General features: G+C 32.4%; 20 protein-coding genes and 1 pseudogene. 14 read left to right on the top strand and 7 right to left on the bottom strand.

The window, feature by feature from the left end; genetic code table 11:
* Window positions 1-108 precede the first annotated feature (108 nt).
* From CIW83_RS11265 to namA, 10 genes and pseudogenes are all read left to right on the top strand, one after another.
* On the top strand, window positions 109-708 hold the full coding sequence (locus CIW83_RS11265; protein WP_094901216.1) for a hypothetical protein: 600 nt from the start codon (window positions 109-111) through the stop codon (window positions 706-708).
* 218 nt (window positions 709-926) lie between these two features.
* Complete coding sequence (pdhA, locus tag CIW83_RS11260) at window positions 927-2,009, top strand: pyruvate dehydrogenase (acetyl-transferring) E1 component subunit alpha (protein WP_201259820.1); 1,083 nt, start codon at window positions 927-929, stop codon at window positions 2,007-2,009.
* Between the two features lie 2 nt (window positions 2,010-2,011).
* Window positions 2,012-2,992 carry an alpha-ketoacid dehydrogenase subunit beta gene (locus tag CIW83_RS11255; RefSeq protein WP_094901212.1) on the top strand — a complete coding sequence of 327 codons (981 nt, stop codon included), beginning with the start codon at window positions 2,012-2,014 and terminating at the stop codon, window positions 2,990-2,992.
* 15 nt (window positions 2,993-3,007) lie between these two features.
* The gene (locus CIW83_RS11250; RefSeq protein ID WP_094901210.1) at window positions 3,008-4,276 is read left to right on the top strand and encodes a dihydrolipoamide acetyltransferase family protein; all 1,269 of its coding nucleotides are present in this window, start codon (window positions 3,008-3,010) and stop codon (window positions 4,274-4,276) included.
* A 19-nt stretch (window positions 4,277-4,295) separates the two neighbouring features.
* Complete coding sequence (lpdA, locus tag CIW83_RS11245; protein ID WP_094901208.1) at window positions 4,296-5,675, top strand: dihydrolipoyl dehydrogenase; 1,380 nt, start codon at window positions 4,296-4,298, stop codon at window positions 5,673-5,675.
* Between the two features lie 140 nt (window positions 5,676-5,815).
* The gene (locus CIW83_RS11240; RefSeq protein ID WP_094901206.1) at window positions 5,816-6,874 is read left to right on the top strand and encodes a TlpA disulfide reductase family protein; all 1,059 of its coding nucleotides are present in this window, start codon (window positions 5,816-5,818) and stop codon (window positions 6,872-6,874) included.
* 37 nt (window positions 6,875-6,911) lie between these two features.
* Window positions 6,912-7,049: a CD1871A family CXXC motif-containing protein gene (locus tag CIW83_RS22925; protein ID WP_201259819.1), complete on the top strand. Its 138-nt coding sequence runs from the start codon at window positions 6,912-6,914 to the stop codon at window positions 7,047-7,049.
* On the top strand, window positions 7,042-7,893 hold the full coding sequence (locus CIW83_RS11235; RefSeq protein WP_094901204.1) for a 4Fe-4S binding protein: 852 nt from the start codon (window positions 7,042-7,044) through the stop codon (window positions 7,891-7,893). The genes CIW83_RS22925 and CIW83_RS11235 overlap by 8 nt, the downstream gene beginning before the upstream one ends.
* Before the next feature lie 118 nt (window positions 7,894-8,011).
* Window positions 8,012-9,228, top strand: a pseudogene (locus tag CIW83_RS11230) (aminopeptidase).
* Window positions 9,229-9,338: 110 nt separating this feature from the next.
* Entirely contained in the window at window positions 9,339-10,355 is a 1,017-nt protein-coding gene (gene namA / locus CIW83_RS11225) for an NADPH dehydrogenase NamA (RefSeq protein ID WP_094901202.1), read from the top strand.
* A gap of 32 nt (window positions 10,356-10,387) precedes the next feature.
* On the opposite strand, the gene CIW83_RS11220 is transcribed toward namA, so the two are convergent.
* The 7 genes from CIW83_RS11220 to CIW83_RS11190 form a co-directional block, all read right to left on the bottom strand.
* Window positions 10,388-11,146, bottom strand: a complete 759-nt coding sequence (locus CIW83_RS11220) for a glycyl-radical enzyme activating protein (protein ID WP_201259817.1) — start codon at window positions 11,144-11,146, stop codon at window positions 10,388-10,390.
* 45 nt (window positions 11,147-11,191) lie between these two features.
* On the bottom strand, window positions 11,192-13,561 hold the full coding sequence (locus CIW83_RS11215; protein ID WP_094901200.1) for a formate C-acetyltransferase/glycerol dehydratase family glycyl radical enzyme: 2,370 nt from the start codon (window positions 13,559-13,561) through the stop codon (window positions 11,192-11,194).
* Between the two features lie 116 nt (window positions 13,562-13,677).
* The gene (locus tag CIW83_RS11210; RefSeq protein WP_094901198.1) at window positions 13,678-14,226 is read right to left on the bottom strand and encodes a helix-turn-helix domain-containing protein; all 549 of its coding nucleotides are present in this window, start codon (window positions 14,224-14,226) and stop codon (window positions 13,678-13,680) included.
* A 78-nt stretch (window positions 14,227-14,304) separates the two neighbouring features.
* Window positions 14,305-16,932 carry an ABC transporter permease gene (locus CIW83_RS11205; RefSeq protein WP_094901196.1) on the bottom strand — a complete coding sequence of 876 codons (2,628 nt, stop codon included), beginning with the start codon at window positions 16,930-16,932 and terminating at the stop codon, window positions 14,305-14,307.
* Entirely contained in the window at window positions 16,919-17,611 is a 693-nt protein-coding gene (locus tag CIW83_RS11200; RefSeq protein WP_094901194.1) for an ABC transporter ATP-binding protein, read from the bottom strand. Before CIW83_RS11200 ends, CIW83_RS11205 begins: the two co-directional genes overlap by 14 nt.
* Window positions 17,612-17,734: 123 nt before the next feature.
* Complete coding sequence (locus CIW83_RS11195) at window positions 17,735-18,958, bottom strand: HAMP domain-containing sensor histidine kinase (protein ID WP_094901192.1); 1,224 nt, start codon at window positions 18,956-18,958, stop codon at window positions 17,735-17,737.
* A 3-nt stretch (window positions 18,959-18,961) separates the two neighbouring features.
* Window positions 18,962-19,651 (bottom strand): response regulator transcription factor, encoded by a 690-nt coding sequence (locus CIW83_RS11190; protein ID WP_094901190.1) that lies wholly within the window; start codon window positions 19,649-19,651, stop codon window positions 18,962-18,964.
* A gap of 150 nt (window positions 19,652-19,801) precedes the next feature.
* Here CIW83_RS11190 and CIW83_RS11185 point away from each other — a divergent pair, with 150 nt between their 5' ends.
* From CIW83_RS11185 to CIW83_RS24865, 4 genes are all read left to right on the top strand, one after another.
* Window positions 19,802-20,623 (top strand): putative ABC transporter permease, encoded by an 822-nt coding sequence (locus CIW83_RS11185; protein WP_201259816.1) that lies wholly within the window; start codon window positions 19,802-19,804, stop codon window positions 20,621-20,623.
* Between the two features lie 155 nt (window positions 20,624-20,778).
* Window positions 20,779-23,676 carry an acyl-CoA dehydratase activase gene (locus CIW83_RS11180; RefSeq protein ID WP_094901188.1) on the top strand — a complete coding sequence of 966 codons (2,898 nt, stop codon included), beginning with the start codon at window positions 20,779-20,781 and terminating at the stop codon, window positions 23,674-23,676.
* A 16-nt stretch (window positions 23,677-23,692) separates the two neighbouring features.
* Window positions 23,693-25,060 carry a 2-hydroxyacyl-CoA dehydratase gene (locus CIW83_RS24360; protein WP_094901186.1) on the top strand — a complete coding sequence of 456 codons (1,368 nt, stop codon included), beginning with the start codon at window positions 23,693-23,695 and terminating at the stop codon, window positions 25,058-25,060.
* Window positions 25,061-25,095: 35 nt separating this feature from the next.
* On the top strand, window positions 25,096-25,287 hold a 192-nt coding region (locus tag CIW83_RS24865; protein ID WP_369819392.1), incomplete at its 3' end, for a helix-turn-helix transcriptional regulator.

The following is a 25,287-nucleotide window of genomic DNA, read 5'->3' as shown; positions in this document are numbered from 1 at the left end:
TTTAATTTATATTTTTTCATAATAAGGAAAGGATATAATTAACTAATTAACAACCAATTCTTTATACTACTATACTCTCATAAAATAGATAGAAAGGAAGAAACCTTTATGAATAACAAAAACAGCAAGCTATCCATTGGAATAGCTGCATTATTTGAAATAATATTAATAACCACCGCTATCTTTAACATCGTATCAAAACAATGGAAAGACCTTACTATATCACTCATTGCTATTGTATGTATTATACTTCCTTTTATAATCACATATATTGCTAACATTAAGAATCTGGCATTACCTCCCAACTTTCAATTAATATCATTATCATTTATTTTATTTGCACAATACTTCGGAGAAATTCTAAAATTTTATAGAAAATTTTTTTGGTGGGATTTATTTCTTCATGCTTTATTTGGCAGCTATGCAGTTATTGTTGCATTATATTTAATTAAAGGTGTTGTTAAAAAAGAAAAGGAAACTAGTGAAAACCGATTTACTATTTTTACTATAATATTTGCATTTTGCTTTTCAATCACCTTAGGCATTCTATGGGAAATGTTTGAATTTGTAGGAGATTTTCTATTTAAAGCACATATGGTTAAAGGAGGACTTGTAGATACATCAACAGATATTCTCATAAAAATTTTATCTGCTTTTATTACCTCTATAGTATATTATTATCGTAATAGAAAATTAATTAAATCCTAATTTACTTTACACTATTTTAGCTCTATTCTTCTATCTTTTCTTTAAACTTAATTTTGTTCAAGAATTTTTCTACATCTAAGTTCATCTTAAAATAATACAACCCATACGGGGTATTATTATGTTTAAACTATCAAATTTGGGTAATATATATAATGTAAATGATAATGATTATCAATTAGCTTGTACAATATATTTATTATAAATAAGGAGGTAAAATTATGCGATTTGAAGATTACAATCCTTTAGAAGAAAAGCATTATAGTATTTTAAATGTTGACGGCGAGGTTCTCAAAGAAGAAGACCTTCCATCCCTCTCAAATGATGAACTATTATATCTTTATAAGACTATGTTATATTCACGTATTATAGATGAAAAAGCATTATCCTATCAAAGACAAGGTAGGATGCTAACCTATGCCCCTAATATAGGTCAGGAGGCTGCTCAAGTAGGTAGTGCCTATGCTATGGAAAAAGAAGATTGGTTAGTTCCTGCATTTAGAGAATTAGGTGCTTGGTTAATAAGAGGGGTTCCTCTCAAGAATATTTATCTATATTGGTACGGTAATGAATGGGGAAGTTATATGCCTGAAGATGTAAAGGTGCTTCCTGTATCTGTGCCTATTGCTTCTCAGTACCAACATGCAGCAGGTATTGGAATGGCTAACAATATTAAAGGAGAAAAAAATGTAGTAGTCACTTATGTTGGAGATGGTGGTACTTCCCATGGAGATTTCCACGAGGCTCTAAACTTTGCTGCTGTATTTAAGGCTCCTGTAGTATTTATAATTCAAAACAATCAATATGCTATTTCAGTTTCTAGGAAACAACAAACCATGAGTAAAACCTTAGCTCAAAAGGCTATTGCTTATGGTATGCCAGGAATTGTTGTAGATGGCAACGATATATTTGCTATGTATTCTGCTACAAAAGAAGCTATTGACAGGGCAAGAAACGGTGAAGGTCCTACTCTAATAGAAGCCTTTACCTATCGTCTAGGTGCTCACACTACTTCTGATGATCCTACCTTATATAGAAAAGATGAAGAAGTACAAGAATGGTGGAAAAAAGACCCAATATTAAGATTTAAAAAATATTTATTGAATAAAAATATATTAACGGAAGAATGGGAAGAAAAAACTAAAAAAGAATTAGAAATTGATGTCATGTCTACCTTCGAAGAAATTGAAAATAAATCTGATACTTTAATTGAAGATATATTTAAATATCACTATGAGACTATGCCTCCGCAGTTAGAGGAACAATTAGAAGATTATAAAGCTTTTTTAGAAGGAGGTAAATAATTATGGCTAACACATTAAATATAGTTCAGGCAGTAAATCAAGCATTGATGAATGAAATGGAAAATGATCCATCCGTAGTTGTTTACGGTGAAGACGTAGGTGTTGAAGGTGGAGTTTTTAGAGCTACTGTTGGACTACAGGAGAAGTTTGGAGTCCAAAGAGCATTTGATGCTCCCCTTGCTGAATCTGCAATTGTAGGAACTGCCATAGGTATGGCAATCAATGGTCTAAAACCTGTTGTGGAACTTCAATTTATGGGATTTTCTTACCCTGCTTTTAACCAGATAATCTCCCATGTTGCTAGAATGCGTAACCGCAGCAGAGGCAGATATACTCTTCCTATGGTAATTCGTGCTCCTTATGGCGGAGGAATTAGGGCATTGGAACATCACTCTGAAAGTACGGAAGCCCTTTATGCCCATATACCTGGACTTAAAGTAGTTATTCCTTCCACTCCTTATGATGCAAAGGGGCTTCTTATAGCAGCAATCAGAGACCCTGACCCTGTTTTGTTCTTAGAGCCAAAGAGAATATACAGAGCATTTAAACAGGAAATCCCAGAGGAAGCTTATGTACTTCCTATTGGAAAAGCAAAGGTTGTAGAGGAAGGTGAAGATGTCACCATTATAACTTGGGGCGCTATGGTAAGAGATGTACAGAAAGCCAGTGAAATGGTTAAATCAAAGGGAATCAACCCTGAAATCATAGATTTAAGAACTATTTCTCCGATGGATAGAGACAGTTTTATTGAATCTGTTAAGAAAACTGGAAGGGCTATAGTAGTTCACGAGGCACCTAAGTCCTTTGGAGCAGGGGCAGAGATTGTATCTATTATCAATGAAAAGGCCTTTTTATATTTGGAAGCCCCACCTACTCGTGTAACTGGATTTGACACTATATTTCCATTACCAAGGGGAGAAAAACACTATATTCCAACCCCTGAAAGAATTGCAAAAACTATTGAAGACGTAGTTAAGTTTTAGTGGAGGAGGTATATTATGAGATTTGAATTTGAATTCCCGGATATAGGTGAAGGTATAAGAGAAGGTACTCTTATGAAATGGTTAGTCCATGAAGGAGATAATATAGAGGAAGGTCAATCAGTTGCCGAGGTTGAAACAGATAAGGTTACTACAGAAATACCTTCTCCAAGATCAGGCAAAGTCTTAGAATTGAAGTTTCAAGAAGGAGATACCATTGAAGTAGAACAAGTTTTTATTGTAATAGATACTGAAGGTAATTCTATAGATGTAGTTGAAAAGCCAGAGATCGTAGAAGAAGAAACTGCTGGTGTCGTAGGTGAAGTAATAGCTTCCTCTGAATTAATTCCAGCAAGTACTGAGGGAACAATATCCACTTCTAAAGAATCCCTTCAAAAGAAAAAGGTATTAGCTACTCCTGTGGCACGTGCAATGGCTAAGGATTTAGGTGTTGATATTACAACAGTAGAAGGCACAGGTCCAAATGGTCGAGTGATGAAGGATGATATTAGAAAGGCTAGAGAATCTATATCTAATCCTGCACAAGAAAAACCTAATATACAGGAGATTGTATATGATAATAGAGAAAATATCGAAAGAATTCCGCTTACAAGGATTAGAAAGACTATTGCAGAGCAAATGGTAAAATCTAGATTTACAATACCTCATACAACTGCAATGGATGAAATAGATGTTTCCAAACTAGTTGAATTTAGATCTAAGTATAAAGATAAATTTAAGTCTGAAGATATTAATTTAACCTATTTACCATTTATTATTAAAGCAGTTATTACAGTTTTAAAGCAGTATCCTGAATTTAATTCTTCCTTTGACGAGGAAAGAGGAGAACTTATTCTAAAACATTTCTATCATATTGGTATAGCTACTGATACCGATAGAGGTCTTATGGTTCCAGTACTTCGCGACGCCGATAAAAAAAGCATAGTAGAAATTGCTAAGGAAATCGAGGACTTAAGTAGTAGGGCTAAAGAAAACAAGATGGAAGTCCATGAATTAAAGGGCAGTAGTTTTACTGTGACTAATTACGGTTCTATTGGCGGATTATTTGGTATTCCTATTATCAATTATCCAGAATCAGCAATACTTGGTATCGGTAAAATTGTTAAAAAGCCTATTGTGAAGGATGATGAAATAGTAATTGCTCATATGCTACCTTTATCCTTATCCTATGATCATAGAATAATTGACGGTGCCAGCGGAGCACGTTTCCTAAATCTATTGAAAGAACTATTATCTGACCCTGAAATATTACTGATGAAGTCATAGAAAGGTAAAAGGTGATTATATGAATAAATATGATCTTGTTGTTTTGGGTGGAGGCCCTGGGGGTTATGTGGCTGCCATAAAGGCAGCCCAACTAGGGGCTAAGGTAGCTTTAGTTGAAAAAGAAAAATTAGGAGGCGTTTGTCTAAATTGGGGTTGTATACCTACTAAGACAATGTTGAAAACAGCTAAGCTTTATAAGGATATACTAAGAGGAGAGGAATTTGGTATCGTTGGAATTGATACTGATAATATAAAAGTAGATTGGCATTCACTTCTAAAAAGAAAAGATAAAGTTGTAAATCAATTGGTATCGGGAATATATACTCTTTTTAAGAAGAATAAAATTGACCTTTACGAGGGTATGGGTACTGTGCTAAACAGAAATGAAATTAGAATAAATGATGAAATTCTCTGGGGGAAAAATCTTATTATAGCTACTGGAGCTAAAGAAAATTTCCCTTCAATAGAAGGATTAGAAGATATGGTTAGGTCTGGAAAAGTTATAAATAGTAAAGGAGCATTAAGTCTTTCAGAGATTCCAACTGAGTTGGTAGTCGTTGGCGGCGGAGTTATAGCTGTTGAATTTGCCACACTCTTTAACTCCCTAGGTTCTAAGGTAACTCTAATTCAAAGGTCTAGCCGTATACTAACTTCTGTAGAATCCGAAATGGCTCTAACCTTAGAAAAGCATCTTAAAAGAGAAGGCATCAATATATTAACTGACACAAAGTTAAAGTCTATCTCTGAAAATGGAGTTTTATTTGAGCATAAAGGTCAAGATAAAATAGTCAAAGGAGATAAATATCTTGTATCCTTAGGATTGAAACCTCAGCTAAATGGAATAGAAAAACTTAATTTAAAACTGGATTCCAAAGGTTTTGTAGAAACAAATGAAAAGCTGGAAACCAGCGTAGATGGAGTATATGCTATTGGTGATTTAAATGGTAAGTTTGCTTTAGCCCATGTTGCTTCTGCTGAAGGAGTTGTAGCAGCAGAAAATATTATGGGTAAAAAAAATACAATAAACTATAATATAGTTCCTGCTTGTATCTACACCTTCCCTGAATTAGCCAGTGTAGGTCTTACAGAAGAAGAAGCTAAAGCTCAGGGTTATGATGTTATAGTCAGCAAATTCCCATTAGCTGCTAACGGAAAAGCTCTATCTGAAGGAGAAACTTTAGGTTTCGTAAAAATAATAGCCGATAAAAAATATGGTGAAATTCTTGGAACTCATATAATGGCATCCCATGCTACAGATATGATTTCAGAAGCAGTTGTAGCTATGCAAATAGAAGGAACAGTCTATGATATTGCAAAGGCAATACACCCTCACCCCACTCTTTCAGAGATTATGATGGAAGCTGCCCACGGTGCCATAGATAAACCCATTCATATATAGAAACTCCCTTTTGGGAGTTTTTTTATGTCCAATTAAATGTCCAATATAATTTATTTTTCTATATCATTAATAATCACCAAATTTTTAAATAGATATATTATATATAACTATTTATATAAATACAAAAGGAGGTATTATTAGTGAAAAAATCTTTATCCAGAATTTTAATTTTCTTATTGATTGGTTTAATAGCCTTTAGCTCCATTGGATGCGGAAAGAAGGAACTAACCATAACAGCAGAAGAAAAGGAACAAGGCTATAGAGCATACAAAGATATGGGGATGAAATTTAAATTATCTGATGTATGGAAGACCTATGATGATAATTTAATGCTTGATGGTCTAGGAGATGAAGAAGATGAAAATAGTCCTATATATACTGGTAGAAAATATGGATTTATCTCCAATGAATTAATAACTGAATATTATGATGTAGCTGAAAACGTTAAAGATCAGGAAGAACAAAATAAAAGATTTTCTGAAATCTTTTCACAGGTTAAAGATATCTTTTCTATAGTTGTATTTAGGAAGGATAAACTTCCAGCAGAAGATAAAATAGCTGAATTGACTGGAATGACTCATAATGAAAAAATCTCAACTATTGCAGATTATGTCTTTTATTTCTGCAAGAATGATTATGATGAGGCTGAGCTATCCGAAGAAGCTAAGGTTGGATATAAGGCTTTATTTGATGATGTAGAGAATGTTAAATCGAGTCTTACAGTTTATAAACCTATGACCCCTCAAGAATCTATAGCTGGTCTGAAAAAAATTGAATTTAATCTTAAAGATTTAGAGGGCAATGATGTCACCCATGAAGTGTTTAAAGATAAAAAGTTGACTATGGTAAATATTTGGGGTACATTCTGTGGACCTTGCATAAGAGAAATGCCAGATCTAACTGCCTTACATGAAGAATTAGAAGATAAAGGCATAGGAATTTTAGGTATTATATCTGATACCCCTAACTCAGAAAATGAAGATGCAGCCAGAAAGATAGTAGCAGATGCAAAAGTTACATTTACAAGTATAATCCCAGATGACAATATGAAAAACACTCTATTATCCAGTATCTCTGGAGTACCTACTTCCTTCTTTGTCGATAGTGATGGAAAAGTGGTAGGCGAAGTAATAACGGGTTCACGAAGCAAAGAAGAATATCTAGAGATAATGTTAGAAGTTCTTGAATCATTAAAATAATAGGACTTCCTAGATATAGTTAAATGGAGGAGAAAAAATGAAAGACAATTTATTAAGTAATATCATATTAATTGGTAGCATTGGGTTAATCATTGTAGGTGTTTCAAAAGGAGAAGTTGCCACTGTTCTTACTAAAGCTATCAATATATGTCTGGAGTGTATAGGAATTGGCTAATAACAATAAAAATAGGCATATAGTTCAATTATTAAGTACCATTGCTACAAATGGACATATAAAAGGCTTTTTCACTGGAAAATTATATAAAGGAAACCTAAAAAATTTTTGTGTCCCTGGACTACACTGCTATTCTTGTGCTGGAGCATTGGGTTCCTGCCCTATTGGATCTATGCAGGCTGTTATTGGAAGTATGAAATATAAATTTTCATACTATGTGTTAGGTATTATGTCTTTATTTGGAGTATTATTTGGAAGGCTTATATGCGGCTGGCTCTGTCCCTTTGGATTTGTAGAGGATTTACTTCATAAAATACCTTCTCCCAAAATTAAACTTCCTAATAAAGTTCATAATATATTAAAATATCTTAAATATGTGGTACTACTCTTATTTGTTATAATACTTCCCCTTGTTTTTCAAGATGAACTTGGCATCAGTGATCCATATTTCTGTAAATATATTTGTCCATCTGGAACTCTTTTTGGAGGTATACCTCTTTTATCACTGAATCCCAGCCTTAGAAGCGGATTAGGCTCTTTATTTATTTTAAAACTATCTATACTTATAGCAATTATCCTTTTATCAATCCTTATATATAGAGTTTTCTGTAAGTATTTATGTCCTTTAGGGGCCTTTTACTCTATATTTAATCCTATAAGTTTCTATAAGCTTGAAGTAGATAAAGAAAAATGTATAAGTTGTGATATCTGTACCAAGACTTGTAAAATGAATGTTGAAGCATATAAAAAACCTAATGATATGGAATGTATCAGATGCAATGACTGCGTTAAATCATGTCCTAAGAATGCCATAAGCTTTAAGAAACCCCTCAATAGAAAATAATTGAGGGGTTTCTTATTGGGGAAACTTCAATAAATTCATATATTTACAAACTCTTCCATATCCTATAAACTATAGATAAATACATAAAAGAGGTGATATCTTGAAAAATTTTGAAACCATGTTAAATGAGTATGCAAAGTTATGTGTTAAAGTAGGTATAAACATCCAATCAGGTCAACCTTTAGTTATTAACGCTCCCATTGAAGGTGCTTATTTTGTAAGACTTGTGGCTAAAAATGCCTATGAGCTTGGTGCTAGTGAAGTTCATGTTAATTGGAATGATGAAGTACTTACAAAATTAAAGTTTGAAAATGCTCCTATGGAAATATTTGAAAACTTCCCAAAGTGGTATGCAGACGGTTTAGAAGATTATGCTAAGAAAGGTGCAGGTTTCCTCTCTATCTCAGCTCAAGACCCTGAATTACTTAAAGAAATCGACCCTAAAAAAATAGCTGCAAATAATAAATCTTCCTCCATAGCTTTAAAGGAATGGAGAAAATATACTATGAATGATATAAATCCTTGGTGTGTAATATCTATTCCTACAAAGTCTTGGGCAAAAAGAGTATTTCCAGATGTAACTGAAGAAGAAGCTGTAGAAAAATTATGGGCAGCCATATTCAATGCTACTCGTATGGATTTAGAAGACCCTATTAAAGCTTGGGAAAACCATATGGATAATTTAAAAGATAAAGTTGACTTCTTAAATAATAAAGAATTTAAAACTTTACATTACACTTCATCTAACGGTACAGATTTAATTGTAGAATTGCCAGAAGGACATATATGGCTGGTGGTGGAGCAATAGATTCTAAAAAAACTTATTTTGCTCCAAATATGCCTACTGAAGAAGTATTTACTATGCCCCTCAAAACTGGTGTAAATGGTGTATTATACAGTACAAAGCCTTTAAACTATGCAGGGAATACCATTGATGAATTTAAACTTACATTTAAGGATGGAAAGGTAGTTGATTTTGACGCTAAGGTTGGTAAGGAAACCCTAAGCATGCTATTGGATATTGACGAAGGTGCAAAACACTTAGGAGAAGTTGCCTTAGTTCCTTATGACTCTCCAATATCCAATTCTAATATTATCTTTATAAACACTCTATTTGATGAAAATGCTTCCTGCCACTTTGCTTTTGGTAAAGCTTATCCTACCAACATAGCAGGCGGAGAGAAAATGACAGATGAAGAGCTAGAAGCTCACGGAGTAAATAACTCTCTTACTCATGTTGATTTTATGATAGGTTCAAAAGATATGAATATCCTTGGAGAAACTAAGGACGGGGAGAAAATACAAGTATTTGAAAATGGCAATTGGGCATTTTAATTTAATGGTAGGGAAATCTTTCCCTGCCATTTTATTTTTATAGAAATTCCATATTTATTATTATATTTTCCCTTTTATGGGTAAGTATATCTTTAAGGATGGTGATATATTTGAAATCTTTAACATCATATAATCTAAAAGGATTAGAGTTAAAAAATCGGATAGTAATGCCCCCAATGTGTATGTACTCCTCTGATGAAAATGGAATGGTTAAGGATTTTCACGAGGTACATTATGTATCTAGGGCAATAGGCGGTGTTGGATTGATCATTGTAGAAGCTACTGGTGTTGTTCCAAATGGTAGAATATCTAGCAATGACCTTGGCATCTGGAGTGACGAACATATACTAGGATTAAAATCCTTGGTGGATAAAGTAAAATCTCACGATAGTAAAATAGCAATACAATTAGCCCATGCAGGAAGAAAATGCACATCAAATGATGAATATATTGTAGCTCCTTCAGCTATTAGGTTTAGTGAGGAATATAGAGTACCTCGTGAATTAACTATAGATGAAATCAAGGAATTGGTTTTAGCCTTTAAAGAAGCTGCAAGACGTGCAGATGAAGCTGGTTTTGACAGCATAGAAATTCACGGAGCCCATGGATATCTTATACATGAGTTTCTATCACCTATTACCAATAAGAGAACTGATGAATATGGTGGCAGTCTAGAAAATCGAACTCGCTTCTTAAAGGAGATATTAGTTTCTGTTAAAGAAGTATGGCCTAAAGAAAAACCAATTCTTCTTAGAGTATCTGCCGATGATTATGCAGAAGGCGGAATCAATAAAGAAGAAATGGTTAAAATTATCAATGAAATCAAAGATAATATAGATATGGTCCATGTAAGTACTGGTGGACTCATTAGCGTTAAATTTGATATATTTCCAGGATATCAAGTATTACATGCTGAAACCATAAGGAGAGAATGTAATATACCTACAATTGCAGTAGGACTTATCAATGGATATGACCAAATAGAAGAAATTCTATATAATAATAGGGCTGACTTAGTAGCTATAGGCAGAGGTCTGCTTCGTGATCCACATTTTGTATTGAATATGGCCTATGAAAATGGACTTCCTTTAAAATATCCTCAACAATATGAAAGAGGATATATGTAATAAAAAACTGGCAAATTAAATTTGCCAGTTTTTTACTTATAGCTAACTACTTCTACCCCTTCATATTCTACTATCTTTTTTAATTCATTTAAATATTCATCTGATGGAGTTTTAAAATCTCTTAATGGCTTTTCCTTTCCAAGAGCTTCATATTTTATATCTCCAAATGAATGATATGGCAGAAACTCTATTTTTGGTTCTTTTATACTATCTTTAACAAAAATAGCTGTTCTTCTTATATTATCTTTATCAGAATTTACACCATCTATTACTGGTATACGTACTACTGCATCTGCATTTAACTCTTTTAACCGTCCTATATTTTTCAATATCTCTTTATTGCTAACTCCAGTGAAAGATTTATGTTTCTCGTCATCCATATGTTTAATATCTATAAATATCAAATTTAACTTCTCTAATATATCTTTTACTTCATCAAAGTCAAAGTAGCCACAGGTTTCAACTGCTAAATCTATAGCTTTATCATAGAGCCTATATACAAGTTCTCTAAGCATATCTACTTGAAGCGTTGCTTCCCCACCAGAAAAGGTAACTCCGCCACCTGAGAATCTATAAAATATTCTTTGTTTTTCTATAATATTTAATATTTCCTCACTACTATAGCAACGAATTAACTCTTCTTCCTGTGAAATCTTATTAAGATTAACATGACTTTCTGGATTAGCACACCATTTACACCTAAGAGGACAACCAGCAAAGAAAATTACTGTTCTGATTCCATTACCATCATTCACAGAAAAATTTTGCGGTTCCATAAAGTATCCATTCATTTAGTTCACCTCTAACTTGGGATTAAGTACATAGGATATCTCAAACTAATATTTTTCATGGGCCGTTCTTGCAATTATGGCATCCTGCATTGACCTAGATAAATTGATAAATTGTGTACTATATCCTGCAACTCTAACTAATAAGTCTTTATAGTCCTCTGGCCTTTCTTGAGCTTTACGCAATATTTCAGTAGATATTGTATTAAACTGAACATGAAATGCTCCAAGGGAGAAAAAGGACTGGATCATGGCTCCTAAATTACTTTGACCTCTTTTCGTATTTACCAGTTCCTCATTTAATCTTAAATTCAACAATGTTCCACCAGAGTGAACGTCTTGGTTAAGTTTTGCTGCAGAACGCATAGCTGCTAATGGAGTAGATATATCAGACCCAGCAAATGGTGATACCCCTTCTGATAATGGTTCTTTAGCTTTTCTGCCACATGGAGTTGCCCCAACAACTTTACCAGTTGGTAAATAATTAGAAATTCCCATAAAGGCTGTGTTAAAATTGTTACCATTTATATCTTTATATTTATGTCCTTCCTTGTAATAATGGTTAGCCATCTTGATAGCTATATCATCCACATAGTCCATATCGTTACCATACTTTGGAACATCTAAGGCTAATTTTCTTAAATCATCATAGCCTTCCCAATTGGCATCAAGTGCATTTATAAGATTTTCCATAGTTGTTACCTTATCTTCAAATACTAGTTTCTTAATAACAGCCAGTGAATTAGAAGTAACCGCAAGACCTATTCCAGTAAGGACCGGTCCTAAATTATATTTTGCTCCTGCATCAACTAAATCCTTGCCTTGCAGTATACATTCTTCTATACAGGATGATAAGAAAGGCCTTGGAACCATTTCCTTATGAAGCTTTTGTGCCAATAAAGTTGCAATAACTGAGTGTTTAATTAAGTTGTCAAACTGCTTATAGAAAGCAGTTTCCATTTCTTCATAGGTCTCAAATGTTTTTGGGTCCTTTTCATCTAATCCTATCTTCTCTTTAGTAATCCTGCTTATCCCTTGATTTAGTGCAAATTCCAATGCTGCGGTAAAATTAATATTAACTGCTGATGTCCATTCTCCTGTTTTTCTGAAATGCGGAACTACACAGCCGCAGTTATTCCAATCTCTTGCATCTTCTGACTCATAGCCTGCATTAATAAGCATTTGATAGCCTGCATTATCACTATGAATAGCTGGAAATCCTGTGCCTTTACTTACTAAATGGGTTACAGCTTCTAGAAACTCACTTGGGCAATCCTGATGAATTCTGACACTAAGTCCAGGCTGGTGAGTCTTTATCCTTTCAGTAGCCTTTAAACTCATATAGGATAAATCATTAGTAGCATCCTTTCCATCTCTTGCTTTTCCACCAATTGTTAAGTTTTGAAATTGATTGTATCCAGCAAAAAATTCCGCTGTATTGGCTGAAATTGTCCACACCCATTCAGAAAGCTTTATCCAATATGCTTCAATTAGCTCTTGAATCTGATCCTTAGTCATGATCCCTTTCTCTATATCAGATTTATAATAGGGATACATGAACTGGTCAAATCTTCCCACATTAAGAGCCAATGGATTTTCAGATATTATGCCTCCTACTTGTGCAAACCAAATGAATTGAATAGCTTCATAAAAAGTAGTTGGAGGATTTTCCGGTACCTTATTGCATATTTCTGCAATATTTAAAAGTTCTCTTTTTCTTATTTCATCCTTTTCTTCTATTGCCATTTCTTTTGCTTTTTGAGAATATCTTTTAGCAAGTGTTATAATTCCCCCTGATGTAATAATTATAGATTTATAGAAATCTTTTTTCTTCAAATCTTCAGCAGAGGTATCTGACAGTTTTAATAAATTTTCTTCAGCTTCTTTAATTATTCCTCCAAAACCTTTTTTGAATAAAACATCTTGATAATCTGGTGTTATCTCACCAACAGCTTGCCTCCATTTAGAATCATTATCTACAATACCTGTATCAACAACAACTTTTGCAGTTTCTTTAGGTAATTGTGCCAGGAAGGATTCTTCTAATGATTTTCCCTTCCAGTAAGGAAATATTTCTTTTCTGACATATGCCCTTTGCTCATCTGTCATGACATAAGGATCTTGTACTCTTTTATCAAAACTATCCATTTCCTTATCTACCCAAGTCCAAGAGAATTCAGGTGTTAAAATACCACATTTTCTAAATTCACCTATAGCACCTACGATAAGCTCACCCTCAAAGATATTTGTATCTATTTGTTTACAAGTATCTCTAAAAGCTTTAGCTCTTCTTATTGGTATTGATTCACCCTCAGTCATTTTGTGTGATTCGGTCCAAATTCTCGCTCTTTCATAAGAAATTGCTGGTTTAGAATTTATATAATTCTGTCTTGCCATTTCAATCCTTTCTGTAACCATATCTATGCTCCCTCCTTTATTTAATTCTAAATTTTATGTTTTTACATCTTGTGTGCGTTATAACATACTTAATATTTAAAATTTATTCAGAATGATTTAAATCATTCTGAATAAATTTAATACTTAACTATATTCTGAAATATAACTTCCGTATCATATGGATTGCTGTATGAATGTTCTACATTAGCTTTAAAGGCTAATGCAGATGGAGCTTTAAGTTCAAATCTCTCATTATCTACGGTTAATAAAAGAGTTCCTTTGGTCACGACAATATATTCATTGATTGAATTTTCATGAGGTGTAGACACATGGTTTGCTCCTGGAAGCAACTTAATATAAAAATACTCAAACCCTGATATAGGATTAAAAGGAAATACATCATACAACATCATTTTCCCATCGGATTCATATACTGGTTCTAAATCATCTAAGGATATTGGCTCATAATCCTTAGTTTCACTGCTTAGCAACTCTGAAAATGAAATCCTTAAACCAGTAGATATCTTCCATAATATTGATATAGTAGGGTTTGATTCTCCTCTTTCAATCTGACCAAGCATAGCCTTACTTACACCAGTCAAATTAGATGTATCTTCTAGCGTCAAACCTCTTTCAAATCTCACTCTTTTCAAAACTGTTGATATATTAGATGATGGATCCTTCATATTTTAAAGCCTTTCTACTCAATTAGTTATTATACTTTTAATTATAAGCAATATCCTATGAGGCTTCAATACAAAATTTTAATTTTCTGCTTTCATGCTCTCTACTATAATTTTATCATTGATTCTCTTAAGGGGATATGCTCCTGACAATAAAGCTATAATTGTAGCCCCTACACAAGCAATGGCTATATTTTTCCATGGTATAATCCACTGAAATTCTCGAATCTTCATCAATATATTAAATAATATATATGACAGCCCTGTACCTATAACCCCACCAAATATTGCTGCATATATTCCATAAAAAAGACTTTCAAGTGCTACCATTCTCTTAATTCCAGATTGTGTCATACCTACAGCCTTAATCATTGCAATTTCCTTAGTTCTTAATATAATATTCGTGCTTATGGTATTTATTATATTTATAGAACTGATTAAAGTGATTATGGCCACAAAGCCATATAAAAATATGCTTACTATTATACTTGCTACCCTATTTTCCTTAGCCGACTCTGCATAGTCTATATAATGGAGTCCTGGTGTTGCTTCCTCTAGGTCATCTAAATAAGCTTTTACACTTTCAATACTTCCATTTTCAGCCATTTCAATATACATATTTGTACGATATCTTCCTACCTCAGCATCATCAAAGTCCTCATCATCTGTCTTGAGTAAATTCTCTAATACTGACTCTGTAGTTATTATATTTATACTGCCATTTAGATTATATTCCTTATCTAATATGCCTTTTTCTAATACTCCTACTACTGTTAATTCTTTATAAACAGGTTCTACTCTTTCTTTATTTAAGTCATAGGAAGTATAAGGTATCTTATCTCCTACCTTTAATTTATATCCTTCCATCAAAGAATTCCTATCTGTTTTTTGATTATATGCATAGGTACTGTTTATAACCAATACTCCATTTTCTTTATTTAATCTATTTACATCTAAGGTTCCCTCTTTTAAGAGTCCTTTTAAATTTTCAAAATTTTCATCTCCAATAGTGGATACTTGAACATTATTTATCCTAATTAAGTTGTCTTTCTTCTTCTCAAATAAAAACGGAGCCATTTCTATCATCTTTTTACTGATTCTGCTTTCTTCAATTAAGGCCTCACCGTTATTAAATTTTACTTTATATACTCTTTTTATATCCTTTATATTCCTTAGCCCTGTATATATTTCTTCTGATTTATCATCTATATCCCCGTAAATGGAGAAATCTCCCATTTCTTTACTTTCTACAATTCCCATCTTAAACATAAAATCTGAGAAGCTAGAAAACGTAATAAATAAAGATATACTTATAACCATAGAAAATACAGTGATTATAAATCTCTTTCGATTTCTTCTTAGATTTTTATATGCAATTTCTCCTTCTACTCCTAAGATTCTTCTGATAAAAACAGAATTCTGCACCTTTTTAAATTTTTCCTTTTTAAAACTTCCTGTATTCCTAACGGCTTCTAAAGCTGATACTTTTCCTGCTCGCCTTGCTGGTCCTATGGCAGATAAAAATACTGTAACCAATCCTGTTATAGTACTAATTAAAAATACAGCTCCTGATATGGTTATTTTCATATCTTTAAAAAGTGGGATATCTGATTTTAGCAAGCTAATGATATATAAAACTACTCTCATGGCAAATACTCCTGAAAATAATCCAATAGGTATTCCTATTATGCTAAGTATCAGAGCTTCCTTAAGTACTATTCCCCTAATTTGATTTGGAGTGGCTCCAACTGATCTAAGTAACCCAAATTGAGCTATTCTCTCTAATACAGAAATATTAAAAGCATTGTATATAACCGCTATTGTAGATACTATAATCAACCCTACTACAAAGATTAAAAGAACTACCATTGATTTATCAAAGGTCTGACTCATACTCTCAGCATATAGCCTTAATACCCTATAGTTATATTCAAAGTCCTCTTCTGTCTTTCCCAAATCCTTTGCAATCGATGTTATTTTTTCGTATGCGTCTTTTATATTGGGAATTTTTATATAAGCATTGTAATTCCCTTCTTCTACTCTACTATCTAGTCCAGTAATACCTTTAGTAACTAGATTTCCCTTCCAAATATATTGAGGTTTTATAAATCCTACAACTGTATATTCCTTTTCTCCTGTTTTCTCAAATATTTCTTTCCTAACTATTTGCCCATCTTGAGTTTCTTCATCATTCCCTATTATCCTATTACCCATTGTTAATTTTATCTTATCCCCTAGTTTTACCTCTTTATCAAAGTAACTAGCCATCCAATACTCTATAGCTATTTCATCTGGAGCTTTAGGGAATCTTCCTTCCTTAAGATTAAAGGGGAGCATTTCTATATCCTCTTCTTCAAGTCCTTCTATCTCTATATATCTATATGGAATATCCCATCTATACTCTTCCTTTTCTTCTTCTGTAGTCTCTTTGACTATAGCTGCACCTTCAAGTTTACCAATCCCTACTTCCGATACTCCTACATGATTAATCATCTTGTTTATATTGTCCTTATCCATTTCAGCAAACTTAGCATGATAAGAACCATTTTCTCTTATTGCCTCTGTAATTAATGCTCCTCTAGCAGATACAATTATAGTACCTATTGCTGAAACAAGTGCTACAGATAAAATTATTCCTAATATAGTAAGGAGTGTCCTATTTCTCTGTCCTTTCAAATATCTGTAAGTGATTTCTTTATAGGATCTCACTATTAATCACCTCATCTTTTATGATATTACCATCTCCTATAGTTATTATCCTATCAGCTTGAGATGCAATATTTAAATCATGTGTAATGAGTATTAATGTTTGATTATATTTTCTTACAGATATTTTAAGTAAATCTATTATTTCCTTACTATTTTTACTATCTAAATTTCCTGTAGGCTCATCTGCTAATACTATGGATGGGCTATAGGCCAAAGCCCTGCCTATGGAAACTCTTTGCTGTTGTCCTCCTGAAAGCTCATTTGGCAAATGATGTCTTCTATCTTGCAATCCAAGAATATTTACTAATTCTTCAAAATGATCTTTATTTACTTTCTTTGTATCTAAAAGTAAAGGCAATAGCATATTTTCTTCTGCTGTGAGAACTGGGACTAGATTATAAAATTGAAAAATAAATCCTACCTTCCTTCTTCTAAATATGGCTAATTCCTTTTCTGAAAGACCATATATATCTACTCCATCTATATAAACCTTTCCACTTGTTGGCTTATCTACTCCTCCTAACAGATGCAATAATGTAGATTTTCCAGAGCCACTAGCTCCTACTACTGCTACAAACTCTCCTTGCTTTATAGTTAGATTAATGTTTTTTAAAGCTTCTACTTTGGTATTTCCTGTACCGTAGAATTTACATAAATCAACAACCTTCACTACATCCATATTTACTTCCTCCTATCCATTTTTCTAACTATATTATATAATGTCAACCTTACATCTTGATGAATAAAAGGATTACAATTTAGTAAGAAAAGCAAGAATAGTACTTTTCTATTCGTTATAAGATTAAACTACTCCTTTTAAGAAAGTCATTGTAAATTCTGTTCCTTCATTTTTCTTACTTTTTACAGAAATAGTCCCGTTTTGAGATTCTACTATTAGTTTTGCTAGATTCAGCCCTATACCTATACTTTCTGGCTTAACTTCAGAACTTACTTTATAGAATCTCTCAAATATATGTGGTAAATGTTTTTCATCTATACCTTCACCGTTGTCCCTTACAATAATACTGCTAAATAATGGTGTCTCTTCTAGACTAATATTAATCTTTCCTCTACTATGCTCTATAGCATTCTTTATTATATTTATTAAAGCTTCCCCTGTCCACTCTTTATCTCCATAGAAAATTGCATTTTCATCTCCTTCTATTTCTAAAACCTGATTTTTTAGCCTATGATTCAATGCAGATAAAGCTATATTAAGTATATCTTTTAATAGAACCTTTTCCTTCTTAAACTCGATTGCTCCTGCTTCTATTCTAGCTACCTTTAATAAATTGATTGTAAGCCATTCCATCCTCTCTAACTGAGTTCTTTCCTTCTCTAAGAAATTTTGCTTCATATTTAGATCCATATTTTTATCTTCTAATAGAAGATCATTTATTACTATTAAAGAAGACAATGGTGTTTTAAGCTGATGAGAGATATCTGATATCATATTTCTTAGGAATACTTTTTCTCTTTTCAATACACTTAAACTATTTTCTAGTCTATTTGCCATTTGATTGAATTGATGGTTTAGTATATTAAAATCCCCTTCTCCTTCCTCAGTTAAATAAACTCCAAAATCCCCCTCTACTACTTTTTCCGATGCAGTATATATATCCTGCACTTTTTTATATATCTTCTTATATTCTCCCTTAAGCATAAAACCTAGAGGAATTATAAAAGAAAGAATTATTATAGATATAAGCATTTGCATCTTGTTACCCTTTAATATAGGCTGAAAGGATTTATCTAACTCCTCATAATAGCCGTATAATTTTAATATTTCCTGTCCAATTAGTATATTTTCCTCTGAAACTTCCTTAGTTATATAGGGAATTATATCATCCTTTAATTCAGGATGATTTTTTATTATATTTCCAACTAAAGCCATATCTCTTTCTATTATCTTCTTATTTATATTATCTATAAATATATTTACAACAAAAAAGCCTATCACAGCAAATACTATCTGTAATATTATGAGTTTCAATATCATAGATTTAAACTCTTCATTCCGAAACATATACTACCCCCTTACATCTACATCCCATCTATATCCGACACCTCTTACAGTTTTTATATATACGGGATTAGATGAATCTTCCTCTATCTTTTCTCTAAGCCTCCTTATATATACCGATAATGAATTATCATCTACGAACTCTCCATCTACATCCCATAGACTTTCTAATATCTTTGTCCTAGATAATACTTGATGGGAATTGTTCATTAGAATATTTAACAGCTTATATTCTGAGGGGGTTAATTGGATTAATTCTCCTTTGATATATGCTTTATATTCTATTAAATTCAGCCTAATATCTCCCGATACTAGAATATCCCTTTGAGTGCCATTAGATACCCTCCTAAGCACTGCTTTAATTCTAGAAATCAGCTCCTTTATTCTAAATGGCTTAGTTATATAATCATCTCCACCAATATCTAATCCCATTACTATATTCACTTCTTCATCTTGAGCTGTCAAAAATATAATCGGTGTTGTTTTATCCTTTCTTATATATTTACATAGTTCAAAACCATTTCCATCTGGTAATCCAATATCCAGTATTATTAAATCATAGTCTATTTTATCCACTAATTCTTTTCCTTTAGAAAATGTATTTGCCACATCTGCTGCATATCCCTCATTTTTTAAAGTATATTCTATTCCCATGGCTAAGGTGGCATCATCTTCTACTAAAAGTATCTTTATCATATAAACACCCCTTTCATTATTAATATTATAGCAAAATATTAATAATTTCCTAATTAACTTTAATTCATTGAAGCAAATTGCATTTATTGATTTTTTGAATTATAATTATATCATTAACTAATCTAATAAAATATAGTGATGTGATATAATATGATGAATTTTATTTTAAAATATTTATGGTTCTTTATTATTTATGCTTTCTTAGGATGGTGTGTAGAAGTTGCTTATCACGTAGTGACATCTGGCAAATTTGTTAATAGAGGTTTTTTAAATGGTCCTGTATGTCCAATTTATGGTTTCGGTATGATAATATTGATATTTTGCTTAGAAGACCTATCAAAAAATTTCTTTCTATTATTTTTAGGTACATTTTTGCTTACGTCGACTTTGGAACTCGTTACAGGATTTATACTTGAAAAGGTATTCAATGATAAGTGGTGGGACTATAACGATATGCCTTTTAATATAAGAGGTTATGTATGTCTCTCCTTTTCGATTATATGGGGTCTTGCCGGAGTCTTTATGATAGATATAATTCATCCGTCAATTTCAAAGCTTGTATCTATCTTCAATAGTAATATTGGTAATATTATATTGATTATACTTTTGGCATATTTTATAGCAGATTTTTTTATAACGATTTTAGGTATCATGAAAATAAAAAAACATATGCGTATACTTGAAGAAATAGCTGAAAAATTAAGATCCTATTCAGAGGATGTAGGTGAGAATATTTATAAAGGTATGACATTAGCAATTAAAACTAAAGATAACATGAAAAATAGACTTGCAGAACAGAAGTCGGATTTTAAAGATATTATAGATGAAAGAAAGCTATATATTGAAGAATTAAAGACAAAATATGAAAAATTGTCAAAAGAAAAAGGATTTATCCATAGGCGTTTAGAAAAGGCTTTTCCTAATATTAAGAAAAAGCTTTCTGAGTTAGATCATAACAAAAAAGATAAATAAAACAACCTATTTTACAAGCAGAGGACAGTATTCTTACTATCCTCTATTTTATTTTTTTGTAGGTGTTTGTTAAATTTTATCGGAATATTGAATAATAATAAAACTGTGATATAGTATAATAAAGTTAATTATATAGAAATGAAGGGACGATAAAAATGAGAATCGGTATTGATGTAGGTTCTACAACATTAAAGTGTATTGTATTAGATGAATATGACAATATAGTTTTTAGTTCCTATGAGCGTCATTATTCTCAGATTACTAAAAAAACTAAAGAATTGCTAGAAAGAATTATGGAAAAATGTCAATGTGATGAATATGTTAATCTATCTATCTCAGGTTCTGCTGGTATGGGATTTGCCGATAGATGTAAAATCCCCTTTGTTCAGGAAGTATATGCAACACGTATAGCAGTGGGAAAGTTGATACCAGAGGCAGATGTGGTTATTGAATTAGGAGGAGAAGATGCGAAAATACTATTCTTAACCAATGGATTAGAAGTTCGTATGAACGGCTCCTGTGCTGGTGGTACAGGGGCATTTATTGACCAAATGGCAACTTTACTTAACATCACTCCTAGTGAGATGAATGATTTGGCTAAATCTTATGATAAGTTATATACAATTGCCTCAAGATGTGGCGTATTTGCAAAATCAGATGTTCAGCCCCTCTTAAATCAGGGAGCTAAGAAAAATGATGTTGCTGCTAGTATCTTTTATACTGTTGTAAATCAGACCATAGCAGGATTAGCTCAAGGTAGAGAATTATTAGGTAATGTTGTATATCTTGGAGGACCACTTACCTTTTTATCAGAGCTTAGAAGAAGCTTTGATAAAACTCTTGATACAGAAGGTATCTGTCCAGAGCACTCCTTATATTTTGTTGCCCAAGGTGCTGCCTTTATGTCTGAATCCCAAAAAGTAAATCTAAAATCTACCATAGCTATGATTGAAAATCAAAATAGTGATGGAGATTTCGCTCATACTTCTCCATTATTTCATAGCGTAGAAGAATATAATGATTTTATTTCTAGACACAATGAGGAAAAAGTAATATATTCAAATCCTAATGAATACAATGGAAATGCATATCTTGGTATCGATGCAGGTTCCACTACAATAAAGATGGTAATTATTGATGATGAGGAAAATATCCTAAATTCAGTTTATCTTCTCAACAAAGGAAACCCTGTGTCTATTGTAAAGGACTTTCTACAAGATTTTTATAATAAATTTCCAAATATCATCATAAGGTCTAGTACAGTAACTGGATATGGTGAAGAAATACTAAAAAATGCCTTTCAAATAGACTATGGTATTGTAGAAACTATTGCACATTTTACTGGCGCTAAGAAATTTAGGCCTAATGTGGACTTTATAATAGATATAGGTGGACAAGATATTAAATGCTTTAAGATAAAAAATGGCGTTATTGATAATATATTTTTGAATGAGGCTTGTTCCTCCGGCTGTGGTTCATTTTTACAAACCTTTGCCGGAGCCTTGAATTATACCATTGAAGACTTTGCCAACCTAGGAAACTTTGCCTCAAATCCTGTAGACCTAGGATCACGTTGCACGGTTTTTATGAATTCTTCTGTCAAGCAAGCTCAGAAAGATGGAGCTACTATTGAAGATATATCAGCAGGCTTATCAGCTTCCGTAGTTAAAAATGCGCTATATAAAGTGATTAGAGTTACATCTAGAGAGGGGTTAGGTAATAATATTGTAGTTCAGGGTGGCACATTTTTGAATAATGCTGTACTTCGTGCTTTTGAAATGGAATTAGGGCAGGAAGTTATTCGACCAAATATCGCAGGCTTAATGGGAGCCTATGGTGCAGCTCTTTATGCAAAATCTAATGCTAAAGATATTTCTACTATTCTATCAAAGGATAAACTGAAATCATTCTCTCATGAAGTACAAGGCACTACCTGCGGACTTTGCAGCAATAATTGCAGATTGACTATTAACACATTTGATGATGGCAGAAAGTTTATTAGCGGTAATCGATGCGAAAAACCTCTAGCTAAGAAAGAAGGCAGAAAACAATTAAGTATATATGATTATAAACTAAAACTCTTAAATAACTATCAGCCTATTAAGGGAAAACGAGGCAAAATAGGGATACCCATGGTATTAAATATGTATGAATTATTACCTTTCTGGCATAAATTCTTTACAGTATTAGGATTCGAAGTAATCATTTCTCCTAAATCCAATAGAGATTTATATCTAAAAGGTCAACATACTATTCCTTCTGATACCATTTGCTATCCAGCAAAACTCGTTCATGGACATATTGAATCCTTAATAGATGGAGGGGTTGATAATATATTCTATCCATGTATGAGTTATAATTTAGATGAGGGATTAGGAGATAACCATTATAACTGCCCCGTGGTTGCATACTATCCTGAAGTGGTAGCAGCAAATGTCCCGCAAATTAAAAATATTAACTTTATTTATGACTATATTGGTCTTCACAGACCTAAGGATTTTATAAAGAAAATCCATGGAATTTTAGGCAGAAGTTTTAAGGATATTACTTTAGAAGAAGTAAAGCTGGCTTCTAACAAGGCCTATGAAGAATACTATTCTTATTTAGAAAAAGTTCAGACCATGGGCAAACATTATATAGATTATGCAAATAAGAATAATCTACCCATTATCGTTTTAGCAGGCCGTCCTTACCATGTAGATCCTGAAATAAATAATGGAATAGATAAATTAATATGCCAATTAGGTGCTATAGTTATATCTGAGGATGTTATTAGCGGAAATACATCCAAATTTCCAACTTCAGTTTTGAATCAATGGACCTATCATGCTAGGCTATATGCTGCTGCTAAATATATTGGAGATAAAGATAATATGAATTTAGTACAATTAGTTTCTTTTGGATGCGGTTTAGATGCAGTCACTACAGATGAAGTTAGTGAGATATTAGAAAATGAAGGAAATATCTATACTCAAATAAAGATAGACGAAATAACAAATCTTGGAGCTGTAAAAATTAGACTTCGCAGTCTAATGGAAGCTCTCAACCAATGAAAGGAGTCATGGTAATATGACAACAGATCATATTAATATAGAGGATTCAAATGTCGTATTTACTAAAGAAATGAAAAAAGATTATACTATTTTAATTCCAGATATGTCTTCAATCCATTTTTCCCTTTTTAAAAATGTATTTGAACAGTATGGATATAAAGTAGAAATACTTAAAAATGAAGGCTTTTCCGTAGTAAACGAGGGATTAAAATATGTTCACAATGACATCTGTTACCCTGCATTACTTGTTATTGGTCAAATGATAGATGCCCTGAATAGTGGTAAATATGATTTAAATAAGGTGGCCCTCATTATTAGCCAAACGGGCGGAGGATGCAGGGCTTCCAACTATATACATTTACTTAAAAAAGCTTTAAAAAAAGCTGGATATAGTAATATCCCCATTATATCCTTCAATGTTAAGGGACTTGAAAAGAATAGTGGATTTAAACTTACTTTACCTTTGATTAACAAACTATTAGTAGCATTAACCTATGGCGATATGTTGATGCTTTTAAAAAATCAAGTTAAGCCCTATGAAATCTCTAAGGGCAGTAGTGAGAATCTGGTAGATTTTTGGATTAATCATTTAGGAAGACAGTTTGAACATGACAAAGGATATAAAATAAAGGAAATAAATAGAAACTTAGAAAGAATAGTAAAATCCTTTGGAGAGATTCCAGTTTTCAACGAGAAGAAAATAAAAGTAGGAATCGTTGGGGAAATTTATGTAAAATACTCAAAGTTAGGCAATAACCATCTAGAAGACTTTCTCATAAGTGAAGATTGTGAAATCATGGTTCCTGGTATTATGGGGTTTGCAATGTATACTGTAGACAATTCTATGGTAGATATTGATATCTATGGTGGAAGTAAGATAAAAAGGACCAGTGCTTCATTAATAATGAAGTACCTTAGAATGTACGAAAATATGATTATCAGAGCAGTGAAAAAATATAGTAATTTTACTCCTCCCTCTTCATTTGAGCATTTAAAGTCCTTATCTGCCGATATCATAAATGAAGGTTGTAAAATGGGAGAAGGTTGGGTATTGACTGCCGAGATGGTTGATTTAGTTAAAATGGGATATGAAAATATCGTATGCACTCAACCTTTTGGATGTTTGCCTAATCATATAGTAGGAAAAGGAATGATACGTAAAATTAGAGACATCTACCCTAATGCAAATATAGTCCCTATTGATTATGACCCAGGAGCTACTAAGGTTAATCAAGAAAATAGGATTAAGTTAATGCTGTCTGTTGCCAGAGAAAATCAGGAACTAAATAATCCTACTAAGGACTGTGAAGTAGCAGATATAAAAGAAGATTCTTTAGGGGTTAAAGGTTATAAAATTGGAAAACATTTGAAGGCAGGAAATTAATATAGCAACACAGGAAACATTTTTGCTCTATCCCTATGTTAAACTTATATTACCCTAGGGCAGAGAGGAGAATAGCCATGACCACTATTCAATTGCTTCAAAAATCAATTGAATATATTGAAGAGAATCTAATATCTGAACTTTCATTATCAGAGCTTGCAGAAATCTCAGGATTTTCAACATTTCATTTCTGTCATATTTTTTCTAACTATGTAGGTATGCTGATG

This window comes from Tissierella sp. P1, from assembly GCF_002266425.1.
Classification (GTDB): domain Bacteria; phylum Bacillota; class Clostridia; order Tissierellales; family Tissierellaceae; genus Tissierella; species Tissierella carlieri.
Note: the sequence above shows the minus strand (reverse complement) of the source record. Positions and strands in the feature narration are given on the sequence as shown.